18 protein-coding genes are annotated in these 11783 nt (G+C 37.5%); 16 read left to right on the forward strand and 2 right to left on the reverse strand.

The features are described from left to right. Positions 1-10: 10 nt before the first annotated feature. From AAOP42_RS15610 to AAOP42_RS15670, 13 genes are all read left to right on the forward strand, one after another. Positions 11-1114 (forward strand): sialidase family protein, encoded by a 1104-nt coding sequence (locus AAOP42_RS15610; RefSeq protein ID WP_349529473.1) that lies wholly within the window; start codon positions 11-13, stop codon positions 1112-1114. Positions 1115-1183: 69 nt separating this feature from the next. Continuing rightward, positions 1184-1825: a hypothetical protein gene (locus AAOP42_RS15615; protein WP_349529474.1), complete on the forward strand. Its 642-nt coding sequence runs from the start codon at positions 1184-1186 to the stop codon at positions 1823-1825. Positions 1826-2045: 220 nt separating this feature from the next. Then, positions 2046-2486, forward strand: a complete 441-nt coding sequence (locus AAOP42_RS15620) for a hypothetical protein (RefSeq protein ID WP_349529475.1) — start codon at positions 2046-2048, stop codon at positions 2484-2486. Positions 2487-2693: 207 nt separating this feature from the next. After that, a complete protein-coding gene (locus AAOP42_RS15625) occupies positions 2694-3371 on the forward strand; it encodes a hypothetical protein (RefSeq protein WP_349529476.1) in 678 nt (225 codons plus the stop codon). A gap of 314 nt (positions 3372-3685) precedes the next feature. Next, a complete protein-coding gene (locus tag AAOP42_RS15630) occupies positions 3686-3922 on the forward strand; it encodes a hypothetical protein (protein ID WP_349529477.1) in 237 nt (78 codons plus the stop codon). After that, positions 3919-4236 (forward strand): type II toxin-antitoxin system RelE/ParE family toxin, encoded by a 318-nt coding sequence (locus AAOP42_RS15635; RefSeq protein ID WP_349529478.1) that lies wholly within the window; start codon positions 3919-3921, stop codon positions 4234-4236. The genes AAOP42_RS15630 and AAOP42_RS15635 overlap by 4 nt, the downstream gene beginning before the upstream one ends. A 337-nt stretch (positions 4237-4573) precedes the next feature. Next, entirely contained in the window at positions 4574-4900 is a 327-nt protein-coding gene (locus tag AAOP42_RS15640) for an ArsR/SmtB family transcription factor (RefSeq protein ID WP_349529479.1), read from the forward strand. Beyond that, positions 4890-5393, forward strand: coding sequence for an SRPBCC family protein (locus AAOP42_RS15645; protein WP_349529480.1), 504 nt, complete (start codon positions 4890-4892; stop codon positions 5391-5393). The genes AAOP42_RS15640 and AAOP42_RS15645 overlap by 11 nt, the downstream gene beginning before the upstream one ends. Positions 5394-5397: 4 nt before the next feature. Then, entirely contained in the window at positions 5398-5772 is a 375-nt protein-coding gene (locus AAOP42_RS15650) for a DoxX family protein (RefSeq protein ID WP_349529481.1), read from the forward strand. A 16-nt stretch (positions 5773-5788) separates the two neighbouring features. Then, complete coding sequence (locus tag AAOP42_RS15655; RefSeq protein WP_349529482.1) at positions 5789-6742, forward strand: SRPBCC domain-containing protein; 954 nt, start codon at positions 5789-5791, stop codon at positions 6740-6742. 11 nt (positions 6743-6753) lie between these two features. Further along, entirely contained in the window at positions 6754-7245 is a 492-nt protein-coding gene (locus AAOP42_RS15660; RefSeq protein WP_349529483.1) for an SRPBCC domain-containing protein, read from the forward strand. Between the two features lie 142 nt (positions 7246-7387). After that, complete coding sequence (locus AAOP42_RS15665; protein WP_349529484.1) at positions 7388-7765, forward strand: DoxX family membrane protein; 378 nt, start codon at positions 7388-7390, stop codon at positions 7763-7765. Positions 7766-7872: 107 nt separating this feature from the next. Beyond that, positions 7873-8184: a DUF3817 domain-containing protein gene (locus AAOP42_RS15670; RefSeq protein ID WP_349529485.1), complete on the forward strand. Its 312-nt coding sequence runs from the start codon at positions 7873-7875 to the stop codon at positions 8182-8184. Between the two features lie 36 nt (positions 8185-8220). Here the strand turns inward: AAOP42_RS15670 and AAOP42_RS15675 are convergent, their stop codons facing one another. Then, positions 8221-9165 carry a 3-keto-disaccharide hydrolase gene (locus AAOP42_RS15675; RefSeq protein WP_349529486.1) on the reverse strand — a complete coding sequence of 315 codons (945 nt, stop codon included), beginning with the start codon at positions 9163-9165 and terminating at the stop codon, positions 8221-8223. Positions 9166-9203: 38 nt separating this feature from the next. Next, complete coding sequence (locus tag AAOP42_RS15680; protein ID WP_349529487.1) at positions 9204-9530, reverse strand: HesB/IscA family protein; 327 nt, start codon at positions 9528-9530, stop codon at positions 9204-9206. A gap of 143 nt (positions 9531-9673) precedes the next feature. Here AAOP42_RS15680 and mce point away from each other — a divergent pair, with 143 nt between their 5' ends. The 3 genes from mce (at position 9674) to AAOP42_RS15695 (ending at position 11720) form a co-directional block, all read left to right on the forward strand. Further along, positions 9674-10075 (forward strand): methylmalonyl-CoA epimerase, encoded by a 402-nt coding sequence (gene mce / locus AAOP42_RS15685; RefSeq protein WP_349529488.1) that lies wholly within the window; start codon positions 9674-9676, stop codon positions 10073-10075. Between the two features lie 24 nt (positions 10076-10099). Continuing rightward, positions 10100-11131 carry a thiamine-phosphate kinase gene (gene thiL / locus AAOP42_RS15690; RefSeq protein WP_349529489.1) on the forward strand — a complete coding sequence of 344 codons (1032 nt, stop codon included), beginning with the start codon at positions 10100-10102 and terminating at the stop codon, positions 11129-11131. Positions 11132-11291: 160 nt separating this feature from the next. Then, a complete protein-coding gene (locus AAOP42_RS15695; RefSeq protein ID WP_349529490.1) occupies positions 11292-11720 on the forward strand; it encodes a hypothetical protein in 429 nt (142 codons plus the stop codon). Positions 11721-11783: the final 63 nt, after the last annotated feature.

Genomic DNA, 11783 nt, shown 5'->3' on the forward strand with positions numbered 1-11783 from the left:
ATTATATGTCATGCAGCAAATACTAAAGTGCCTTAATGTTGTCTTATTGGTTTTCGTCTATGGGTCGGCAGTGGCTCAGGATCAGTCAGTGCCTGCACTTGCGAAAGTAGGAGAGGGAGGACTTTTGAAAAGTGAATTGATTTATGCTCTTGAAGGCAGACAAACTCCGGAATGTCATGCTTCTACTATTGTGGAAATTGACGGTGGTTTAGCTGCTGCCTGGTTTGGTGGTACAGAGGAGAAAGACGATGATGTAGGTATTTGGGTGTCAAGAAACACCAATGGTAAGTGGTCAACTCCGGTAGAAGTAGCCAATGGCATTCAAAACAAGAAATTGCGTTACCCATGTTGGAATCCGGTGCTTTTTCAGCCTAAACAGGGGCCGCTGATGTTGTTTTATAAAGTAGGTCCGGATCCGAGAACATGGTGGGGGATGCTGATTACTTCTAAAGACGGAGGAAAGACCTGGTCTAAACCTAAAAAGTTAGGAGAAAACCAGCATGGACATCTTTTAGGGCCAATAAAAAACAAGCCTGTACAGTTGGCAGATGGCACAATTGTATGTCCTACGAGTGTAGAATATTACGATGACAATAAAGAGCTTTTCTGGCGAGTGTATTTTGAGATGTCAAAAGACAATGGGAAAACCTGGGAATCTACAGAATACATCAATGATGGTGTTGAGTTTGATGCCATTCAGCCGAGTGTTTTGTTTTACCCAAACAACAAATTGCAAGTTTTGTGTAGAACCAGACAAAGTGTGGTTTCTCAAAGCTGGTCTGAAGATGGAGGCAAGACTTGGGGCGAAATGACTGCTACCAGTCTTCCAAATCCAAACTCAGGAACTGATGCCGTTACATTGAAGGACGGACGACAGCTTTTGATTTATAACCATACCATTAGAAAAGGAGGTTTTCCAAACGGGAGGGATATGATCAACTTGGCCATTTCTGAAGACGGCATTGACTGGAAGCCAGTGATGACCCTTGAAAGACAAAAAGGGGAATATTCCTACCCTGGAATCATTCAAGGCAAGGACGGATTGGTGTACATCACGTACACTTACGACCGACAATCAGTGAAGCACGTGGTGGTTGATCCTGATAAGCTGTAAAAATTTGTAAGAATCACTAGTGTTTCGGCATTAGTGGTTCTTATAAGTATGTTGTAGTGCATTTGTCAAATGAGCAATCAAATTATACATAGAACATTCAAATCCCCAATTGGGCAAGTTAAATGTGGGCTGACCATTGATTCTACTAACATTGAAACAGTTGAAACTGAGGATTATGAAAATGGAAAGTCTGTAACCTTCGAAACAAGCGGACATAAAATTGAATTGATTGAATTCAAAATCAGACAACCGCTAAACAATGGAGAGACCGTAGCGGATTCAAAAGGGTGGATTTGGAGAATAAATAAGATTCAGCACTCAGATGAAAAACTGCAACTAAGTTGTGTCTTAACTGACTATCAGGACAATGTAACTTTCGACATTGCAACAGGAGAACATTTAGATGCGATTGAAGCGAATAATGACGATTGGACTTTGCATATAGGGACAGAAGACGGAGAAATGCTGAATACCAGAGCAGACTCCAATGATTGGTTTCCTGCACGGCTGAAAAATAAGACTGATTTTTATCAATCAATAACAAGAATGGTGAAAGAAGGATTTGAAACGGAAATTCCTGACCTAAAAATTGGGAAAAAAATCCACATTCAATATCTGACAGCTTACGACAAGCAAAATACGGAATCAGTTAATACATGGTTGGCAGTTGACGAATTCAAAGGTAAACTCGAAAAATGGATTGGAATATGACGCACTACAACATTCTGTATAAATCATGGCTGTTAGTAGGTTATTGTTGCTTCAGCTCTTTGTAGAAAGCCCGGCAATCCGCAGGATTGCCTTATTTGTGAAGATTAATTTAATAAGCCAATCCTGCGGATTGCCTCGGTAGTTAACGCAAATTTTTATACTTTTAATCAGCCACGAATTTATACAGTGGCGTTACCAGCAATCACTTTCAAGTCTCAGAATGATAACAACTGAAATAAAGTCGAAGAAAAGCTACCTGATTATCTATTTGATGCTAACTCTGGCGACTGTGGCCGGCTCACTTTACTTTCTTTTTCTAACTGACAACTATCCTGATCAAACAACTAAAATTGCTGGAACTATAGCAGCAATCATTCTTCTCTACTTGGAGTGGATGATTCTTAACAAACTACGAGCGAACACAACCGAACTTTTGATCACGTCAGAGAAGATTGGTTTTTACGAACGGAAAAATTGGAAGGAAGTCTCATTTTCTTCTGTGAACTCCTTTAACTTCAAGAACTTCTACAACGGTTCCAAATGGGTCAGACATCTTATTCTCGAACTAACAACTGGCAAGCAGAAGGTTATCGAACTGAACGGACTGGACACTAACGAAGCTGAACTCGAACGACTACTGAACGAAAAGAAAAGCTGGTAACATGCTGTGATGAAATCATGCGTGGACAGTGCTAGGCCAAAGTTTTCTGCATTATGGAAGCTCCGCCAAATCTCCGAATCGACCTATTGATAATAGAAAAAGTAATCGATCACTTCGAAGAACTAGCTATTTTGTAAACGAAACACTATCTTCACCTTAACACACGACTTATACAGTGATGTTACCCGTCAAACAACTTGTAGTAAAATGAGCAAAACAAAACCAAATGATTTCTCCCATCATCCACTAGTTCGACTTGAATTTATACAACGAACAAAAAGAATATATCCACTTACAGAAGAAGAAATTGATGAACTTGGAAAGATCAACCAGAATTTGTCTTGGTTTATGTGGCTAAACTCATTAATGATCGGAGCATTTATCTCATTTTTAGTTTCAGTAATTGATGGAAGTAATTCGAATTTTGTTTGGCTACTGCTAGGTGGATCTGGACTTGGAATTTTAGTCTTCTCAATATTGATAATCACCAATCGAAAACAATTTAAACGAACACTTAACTACGTTAAACCAGATGATGCGAACTATCTCAAAGTGAACATGCCATCTGAACTCAAGGAAGGAGAAATTAGATTTCAGCTAACTCCTGTTGATGACAAACCATCACAAGATCAAGAATTAGAAATTCCGGAAATTTACGTACTTAATGCCTTATATGGAACTGATCGAAAAACTATTGATGTACAATCTGTAACCCAACACTTGATAAACACAAAAGGCCAATTTCAAGTTGGAAATAATCTAGTGAACGATGATGATCCAGACTATGGTAATCCTAAATTCCTTTGGTTAAGATATATAAAGAACAATAAAACTATTGAGCGAACTATCAAAGAAGACGAAAAGCTCATGATATCAGAGCTGTAATAATCGGCAGATGACATGCTATCAGTAATATGTTAAAGAGTTTCTAGCTATTTTCAGAGCAACGGTATTGTGAATCTACCGCTATGGAAAGGCTGTGCTTTCTACTAAGTTCAGCCCACATGAGTTTTCTTTTTAAACGCAGTTTCTGATTCTTTGGAAGCATAGGCTGATTTTTTTCTAATCTGTACAATTTACAACTTGAGGAAATACACCTGATAGTTAAACATTGTTGATAACAAGCTCTAAAATCAGTCAATCAATAAAAACGATAACTGAATTGATAATTTTGTATCTTTGATAAAAAGCCAAGCAAAATGAATTTAGAAGCTCGAAAAATAGAATTTATACAGGAATTCTTAAAACTTCAAAGTGAAGAAGCTGTTTCTCGTCTTGAAAAGATATTGAGAAAAGAAAAAAAATCATCAGATGAGCAAATAATTGAGCCAATGACTCAAGATGAGTTGAATAAACGAATTGATCAATCGGAATCTGACTTTCGAAACAATAAGTTTAAGACAAGTTTCGAGCTTTTGGAAAAAATTGAAGAATGAAACTGAAAGTTATTTGGTCTGAATTTGCCGAAACTCAACTTGACGAAATCTATGAATATTACAAAAAGAAAGCAAGTTTAAGGGTTGCGAAAAAAATTATGAAAGGAATTGTCAACGCACCAAACATATTGATAAAAACACCGCAAATTGGACAAGAAGAAGAGTTACTAAAGCAGAGGGAAACCGAATATAGATATTTAGTTTTCAAAAACTATAAACTGATATATTCTGTGGACACGGCAAATGGGCTTATAAAAATTGCTGATGTTTTTGATACTAGACAAAACCCACCAAAGCTGCAAAGAACAAAATAAGACATTTCAATCTCTATGGCTAAACAGAACTCAAATAGGATTCTGATTTTAAACCAGAACCTTGTTTTTTTCAAAACTACACTTTCACCTCTCTACCCATAGAAGCAGGCTTGTAACATTACAAGTCCAACTAATTTTTTCTAATCAAGTTTTATCCTTATTTAGATATAAACCCGGCACTGGTAAAGTGTGATTATTCTATAAGCACTCCGTGATTTGGCAGATAATCTAACCCTTAAATCATTATATACTTGATTTTTTTTCATAAATCATTTGTGTAAGTGTTTACTTACGCTTTTATTTGTAAGTAAATACTTACATATTGAAAAGGGAAGTTATGAGAAGAGATGTATTTCAGGCAATAGCAGATCCGACGAGAAGAGACATTATCAATCTTATCGCTCACAAATCACTCAACTTAAATACTATAGCAGAGCAGTTTGATATGAGTAGGCCAGCCATTTCACAACATATAAAAATCCTGTCGGAGTGTGGCATCATCATGATCAATCAACAGGGTAGAGAGCGTTATTGTGAGATTCAGCCTAAGAAACTGATCGAAGTTGTTGACTGGTTGGAACCATTCAAGAAGTTATGGGAGGGTCGATTTAATCAACTTGATAACTTATTATCAATAATAAAAAAACAAAAGAATGAACAGTAATCTATTATTCGATTTTTCCGTGAACAAGGAAAACAACACCATTCACATAAAACGTGAATTTGATGCCAATCTTGAACTGGTTTGGCAGGCTTGGACAACTGCCGAACTCCTAAATCAATGGTGGGCACCTAAACCATATCATATCGAAACCAAATCTTTGGATTTAAGAGTGGGCGGCATGTGGCTCTATGCAATGGTTAGCCCGAAAGACGAAAAAATGTGGTGCAAAGCAGATTATAAAGCTATTGAAACAAACACATTGCTGTCTTGGTTAGATGCTTTCTGCGATGAAAACGGAAAAGAAAATACCGTTAAGCCACGCTCTTTATGGACAAATAACTTCACTGAAAACAATGGCATCACGACCGTAAATATTGTCTTAAAGCACGACAAGCTTGAAGACATTGAAATGCTGATTGAAATGGGCTTCAAAGAAGGCCTTACAATGGCCATGGGAAATCTTGACGAATTATTATTAACCTTAAAAAAGTAAGTCGATGAAAAAACACAAAATCATCTTTTGGATTACGACCACAATCATTTTCTTAATGGAAGCAGCAATGCCCTTAGGCACGCTCCTCTTTGCTCATGAATATTTTAATGCAGGAACAAAACCATTGGGATACCCTGATTATTTCGCTTACGCACTAATTATCTGCAAAACATTGGGAGCAACTGCATTAATGATTCCAAAACTACCTGGCAAATTGAGAGAGTGGGCGTACGCAGGTTTGACATTTAATCTAATTTTTGCGATAATCAGCCACATTGTAGTTGACAAAAACATCAGTTACATAGTAATGCCGATAGTAGTGGGAGTGGTACTGGCCATATCCTATATCTATAATCAGAAATTGCAAACCAAACATTAATTCAATATTTCTAATTATGAACAAGACAACTTTTGCAGCAGACAAAAACAAACTGACCGTAACACGGATATTTGATGCCTCTATTGACTTAGTGTGGAGAACATGGACAGAACCTGAATTATTAGATCAATGGTGGGCACCTAAGCCCTGGAGATCAGTAACGAAATCAATGGACTTTAAAGAAGGCGGTAAGCGCCATTATGCTATGGTAGGGCCAAATGAGGAAGAACATTGGTGCATCACAACATATAATACGATTTCAAGGCACAATGATTTTACGGGGGAGGATGCATTTACTGACAAAGAAGGAAAGATCAATAAAGACTTTCCAGTCTCTGAATTTCATAATCGGTTTGTAGAGGAATCAGGTCAGACCGTAGTAACAATCGTGAGTGAATATGACTCAGAGGAGCATCTACAGCAAGTCATAGATATGGGTATGAAGGAAGGCCTTAGCATGGCATTTGATAATCTTGATGAATACATTAAAAATCAATTTAAACTCAGGAATGAACTTAAGAAGAACAATTATCCCAGGGTTACAACCTACCTCAATTTCCCTGGAAACACAGAAGAAGCATTTACTTTTTATAAATCTGTATTCAAAGCAGAGTTTAATGGAAAAGGTATTCAACGATTTGGCGACCTTCCCCCTGAAGCAGACCATCCTCCCGTTTCGGAATCAGTTAAAAAGATGGTTTTACATGTTGAGTTGCCAATTCTTGGCGGACATGTGCTAATGGCAACTGACGCTCCCAAAGAAATGGGATTTACTTTAAATCAGGGGAACAACATGCATATTTGCCTTGAACCAGATACAAGGGAGGAAACACAGCGACTATTTGATGAGCTTTCCAGGGATGGCAACATTACAATGCCTTTGCAAGACATGTTTTTCGGTTCATTTTTTGGTGAATGCTCAGATAAGTATGGCATCAATTGGATGTTTAATTTCAAATTAGAAAATTGAAAATTCAGACCATGAAAACAGAAATCATTGCAGAATCGGGCAAACAGGAACTTTTTATACATCGAGTATTTGATGCACCAAGAGAATTGGTCTATAAAGCATTTAGCGACCCGGATATTTTGTTAAAGTTCTTTGCTCCGAAAGGAATTTTAATGAAGTTTGACCACCATGATTACAGAACGGGTGGATCGTATCGATATACTCATTACGATGCGGAAGGGGTAGTTCTATGCATATTTAATGGAGTGATCCATGAGATGGCATCACCCGAGAGAATTGTATTGACATCCGAATTGGAAGATCAATCTATACTTGGCCGTGTGGTGTTGGAAATCTATGAGTTCACAGAACTTAATGGCAATAGAACCAAACTCACCATTCAGACTGTGTGTCGCTCTGTGGAAGACAGAGACTTAATGGCTAACAGTGGAATGGACAGTGGCGTGATCAGTATTTTCAATAATCTGGATGAGTTGTTATTAACTGAGTATGAATCTAAATAGAGTCTGTCTATAAAATACGATCCACGCTTTACTAAGCTTTTAAAGATTGGTAAAGCTGTTAAAACAGTAAGCTTTAAGGCTTCTCAAAGCACATTATAGACAGACTTTAATTAGAAAATTATTAAACATAAATGAATGACAAATGAAAATCACAACTATTATTATTCGTGTCCTACTGGGACTTCTTTTTGTATTTGCGTCTGCAACCTATTTTTTAAACTTAGTACCTCAGCCCGAATTGACTGGTGATATGAAAACGTTTAATGAAGGATTGGATGCATCAGGTTATATTATGCCATTAGTCAAAGCCATCGAGTTGATTTGTGGAATTGCTTTTGTTACAGGCCGTTTTGTTCCATTGGCTACCGTAGTTATTTTCCCAATTGTGGTCAATATTCTGGGTGTTCATGCTTTTCTCGCACCTGAAGGATTGCCTGTAGCAATATTCACTTTGCTGGCGACACTTTTTCTCGCCTATATCAATAAAGATCACTATCAGGGATTAATGACAATTAAATAAAAAGAAACCTGATTTTATAATCCGGTTGACTAGTCTGAATTGAGCGGATCAGCTAAACTTGCATATCAATTTTTAACAAGATGAATGTTGATCCGTTGCAATAGACTATGAATTTAAAAACTCCGATTGGAAGACTAAGACTTTTTGCCATTTTAGAGGGAATCAGTTTCCTGCTTTTTGCTATTACTATGCCGCTTAAATATGGACTGCAAATCCCTGAGCCTAATTTTTATGTGGGAATGGCACATGGCTGGCTGTTTATCCTTTATGTCATTCTTTGTGTCCAAAATATTTTTATACACCGTTGGAGTTTTAAAGTTTCAATTCTGTCATTGGCAGCTTCATTAATTCCTTTCGGAACATTTTATGCAGATACCAAAATATTCAAGCCAGAACAAGCGAGTCAAACAACAACCTAAATCGTGGTTATATGTTCTGTTTGTTAAAATTTGGTTTTAGTTCACCCTTGGGGTTACGATGATATTTCTGTACTCGATCGAACCATGATCACCTTGAATCATAAATGGTCCCGGTTCTCCTTCTTTGCTATCCAATGCTCCACCTGTTATGCCTGGGATGTTTTGGTCATTGATTACAGTAACTCCATTGGCAGTTACTGTAACTCTTCTGCCAATCAAAGTGATGTCATACGATTGCCACTCACCAGCCTTTTTGGCTGCCATTTCATTGGGGGTTAGAAAACCATATACTCCGCTAAATTCAACATCTGAAGGTTCTTTTTCTTTGCTGTCTGTTACTTGCACTTCGTAGCGTCCACGGAGGTAAACCCCACTATTGCTGCCTTCGGGATAGCGAAATTCTATATGCAGTTTAAAATCCATGAATTTTTCATCACTCACAAGATTGGAACCCGATTCCGGGCTTTTCAATACTCCTGATTCTACTATCCATTGATTTTCTCCCATAGCACTCCATCCTTTCAGGTTTTTACCATTAAAGAGGTTTTTGGGTTTGCCCCAAACCGGGTTTTTGGCATAGGGAAGATTTGGCGCACGGGTACCTGTCCAGTTGTATGTTTTGCCATCTGTGTAGAGCAAAGTACCTTTCAATCCATCACCTGCTATTTGACCTTCTATCACCATATTGGAGTCTCCGGGTTCCCACTGAACAGGGATGTCGAAGCTGAATTTGTCATCGTCTGTCATTTTCACTTCCGATACAGGACGAGCACTTCCAAAGGCATAGACGAACCTACCTACATAAGTGTGGTATCCTGAATGGCGAATTTCTAACCATGAAGGAAGCTCTTCTCCATCTTTAGTAATTACCAAGTCCCATTTTCCTTCCAGTGGGTTTATATCCTGACTAAATACGGTATTGGAAAATACACTTAACAACAGACACAATATTCCTGCTAATGTTTGTGATTTTAGATTCATTCTAAAGGTTTTAATGATAGGTAATTTTCATTGTAGGGTTATACAGAAAAGCTTTCTCCACAACCACAGGTTCTTGTAGCATTTGGGTTCACAAATTGGAATCCTTTTCCATTGAGTCCGTCGGAGAAATCGAGTGTAGTGCCGAGTAAGTAAAAAAGGCTTTTTTTATCGACTATGATTTTGACGCCTTTGTCTTCAAATACGTCATCTTCACCCGATATTTTATCGTCAAAAGAGAGGTCATACATCAGTCCTGAGCACCCACCTCCCTTTACAGAAACTCTTATGTGATGGTTTTCTGAAAGATCATCACCACTTCTTAAGACATCTACTCGTTTTTTTGCGCTATCAGTTACAGAAATCATATGCTATCAATTCTTTATTCAGACTTTGATTTATTTCAAATCATTATTAAAATCACAAACACTTCAACATGCGAAAAAGTTTCACGATTTTTGCAAAAATAGCTAATTGTTTAGAATAATTATAAATAAATGTCGCTGTGAGTATGAAATTGGAACATGTTGGAATTGCGGTAAGTCATCTGGGAATGTCCAATGAGCTTTTTGCCAGGTTATTGGGAAGAGAAAACTACAAAACAGAAAAAGTAGATTCGGAGCATGTAATTACTTCGTTTTTCAAGTCTGGAGCTACTAAAATCGAGTTACTTGAATCTAATGATGAAGACAGTGCCATTGCTAAATTTATCAAAAAAAAAGGAGAGGGGGTTCATCACCTGGCTTTTAATGTGGAAGATATTCATGTAGAAATGAAGAGGCTTAGTGACTTAGGGTTTGAGTTGCTCAATACTGAACCAAAAAAAGGAGCAGACAACAAATTAATTTGCTTTTTGCATCCGAAATCTACCAATGGAGTTCTGATTGAATTGTGTCAGGATCTAAAGAATTGAATAATTTTTGAGAAAAGAGAAAAAATGAGTGAAGAGAAAAGGACAGAGATTGGTGAGTTGGGAGAGTTTGGTTTGATTGACAGAATCAAAGAGAAATTCAAAGTATCGAATGAATCTACCATTATGGGCATAGGTGATGATGCTGCCGTTTTGGAAGTTACGGATAAGCTTACATTGTTGTCAACTGACATGCTTGTGGAAGGTGTGCATTTCGATCTTTCATACATGCCACTACAGCATTTGGGTTATAAAGCAGTGTCTGTCAATGTTTCCGATATAGCTGCTATGAACGGCGTACCTAAGCAAATCACCGTTAATCTTGGATTGAGCAATCGTTTTTCTGTGGAAGCGGTAGAAGCATTGTATGAAGGCATTCAGTTTGCTTGTCAGGATTACAAAATAGACCTGGTAGGTGGGGACACTACAGCTTCTTCTTCGGGACTTATCATTTCAGTTTCTATCGTAGGAGAGGTTACTAAAAACAAGGTAGTCTATAGAAATAGTGCAGAAGAAAATGATATTCTCTGTGTGACCGGAGATCTTGGGGCGGCATATTTGGGATTACAGGTGCTTGAGCGTGAAAAAGAAGTATTTAAGGCCAATCCTGAAATGCAGCCGGAGTTGGGACTGTATGAATATTTGGTAAAAAGACAGTTGAAACCCAAAGCAAGAATGGACATCATTCACGAACTGGCTGAATTGGAAATTATACCCACTTCGATGATTGATATTTCGGATGGACTGGTTTCGGAAGTGTTTCATATTTGCAAGCAATCTGACCTTGGGGTAGCCATTTTTGAGGAAAAACTACCTATCGATCAGGAGACGTACAATGCTGCTGCGGATTTCAAGGTCGATCCTACCACCTGTGCTTTAAATGGTGGAGAAGATTATGAGCTACTTTTTACGATCAGTCAGAGCGATTTTGAGAAAGTGAAGAACCATGCGGAAATTTCCATGATAGGTTACATGGATAAAAAGGAAAAGGGAAGAAATTTGGTCTCAAAAAATCAGAACGTAATAGCTTTACAGGCTCAGGGTTGGAAACACTTTTAAACCTTTTTTGTAGTTTTTTTATAAAGCAAGGTGGTTTTGATTCGGATGTAAATAAAATACACCGGGTGTTTTCTATTTGACAATATTCTTCTTTCAATTTTGGATAGAAATATATTTTTTGATAAAATTAGTTTCTAATTTTATACTTTATTTCCAGTATATGACCGAAACCCTGACCATACCGCAGAACGCTAAAATTTACCTTGACAAACCTTATGTAAAAGTATTTTGGAATCCCTCTACCAAAGTGCTGTCAAGTGTATGGAAAGGCTTTGCCACTTTTGATGAAATATCATCAATCGGGTTCCGAATTCTTGACGCAGTTATTTTTGAGAAAGCTGTCAAAGTGCTTTATGATGCCAGAGAGATGGAGATTTTGGATAACGATTCGGAAAAATACATTGGTGGGGCTTATACTAAAGAAATGGTTGGAGCAGGAGTCAAATATGCAGCGGTGGTATTGCCGGAAGATGTATTTGCCAAATATTCCATCGACAATATTCAACAAACTATTGTCAACAATAAAAAAGCCAGTGTCAATTATTTTAAGTCTCTTCCTATGGCACTCAAATGGTTAGAAAATAAGTAATCAGGCTTATTTAACCTTTTTTAACAGCTTTCCTACCAACACTATTATTTTCTGTCCGTAACT

This window comes from Reichenbachiella sp. MALMAid0571 (genome assembly GCF_040151475.1).
Taxonomy (GTDB): domain Bacteria; phylum Bacteroidota; class Bacteroidia; order Cytophagales; family Cyclobacteriaceae; genus CAXBNB01.

What these genes read in the sequence shown, in the direction of transcription:
- AAOP42_RS15610 (WP_349529473.1), top strand. Translation starts at nt 11, where the DNA reads ATGCAGCAAATACTAAAGTGCCTTAATGTTGTCTTATTGGTTTTCGTC.
- AAOP42_RS15615 (WP_349529474.1), top strand. Translation starts at nt 1,184, where the DNA reads ATGAGCAATCAAATTATACATAGAACATTCAAATCCCCAATTGGGCAA.
- AAOP42_RS15620 (WP_349529475.1), top strand. Translation starts at nt 2,046, where the DNA reads ATGATAACAACTGAAATAAAGTCGAAGAAAAGCTACCTGATTATCTAT.
- AAOP42_RS15625 (WP_349529476.1), top strand. Translation starts at nt 2,694, where the DNA reads ATGAGCAAAACAAAACCAAATGATTTCTCCCATCATCCACTAGTTCGA.
- AAOP42_RS15630 (WP_349529477.1), top strand. Translation starts at nt 3,686, where the DNA reads ATGAATTTAGAAGCTCGAAAAATAGAATTTATACAGGAATTCTTAAAA.
- AAOP42_RS15635 (WP_349529478.1), top strand. Translation starts at nt 3,919, where the DNA reads ATGAAACTGAAAGTTATTTGGTCTGAATTTGCCGAAACTCAACTTGAC.
- AAOP42_RS15640 (WP_349529479.1), top strand. Translation starts at nt 4,574, where the DNA reads ATGAGAAGAGATGTATTTCAGGCAATAGCAGATCCGACGAGAAGAGAC.
- AAOP42_RS15645 (WP_349529480.1), top strand. Translation starts at nt 4,890, where the DNA reads ATGAACAGTAATCTATTATTCGATTTTTCCGTGAACAAGGAAAACAAC.
- AAOP42_RS15650 (WP_349529481.1), top strand. Translation starts at nt 5,398, where the DNA reads ATGAAAAAACACAAAATCATCTTTTGGATTACGACCACAATCATTTTC.
- AAOP42_RS15655 (WP_349529482.1), top strand. Translation starts at nt 5,789, where the DNA reads ATGAACAAGACAACTTTTGCAGCAGACAAAAACAAACTGACCGTAACA.
- AAOP42_RS15660 (WP_349529483.1), top strand. Translation starts at nt 6,754, where the DNA reads ATGAAAACAGAAATCATTGCAGAATCGGGCAAACAGGAACTTTTTATA.
- AAOP42_RS15665 (WP_349529484.1), top strand. Translation starts at nt 7,388, where the DNA reads ATGAAAATCACAACTATTATTATTCGTGTCCTACTGGGACTTCTTTTT.
- AAOP42_RS15670 (WP_349529485.1), top strand. Translation starts at nt 7,873, where the DNA reads ATGAATTTAAAAACTCCGATTGGAAGACTAAGACTTTTTGCCATTTTA.
- AAOP42_RS15675 (WP_349529486.1), bottom strand. Translation starts at nt 9,165, where the DNA reads ATGAATCTAAAATCACAAACATTAGCAGGAATATTGTGTCTGTTGTTA.
- AAOP42_RS15680 (WP_349529487.1), bottom strand. Translation starts at nt 9,530, where the DNA reads ATGATTTCTGTAACTGATAGCGCAAAAAAACGAGTAGATGTCTTAAGA.
- mce (WP_349529488.1), top strand. Translation starts at nt 9,674, where the DNA reads ATGAAATTGGAACATGTTGGAATTGCGGTAAGTCATCTGGGAATGTCC.
- thiL (WP_349529489.1), top strand. Translation starts at nt 10,100, where the DNA reads ATGAGTGAAGAGAAAAGGACAGAGATTGGTGAGTTGGGAGAGTTTGGT.
- AAOP42_RS15695 (WP_349529490.1), top strand. Translation starts at nt 11,292, where the DNA reads ATGACCGAAACCCTGACCATACCGCAGAACGCTAAAATTTACCTTGAC.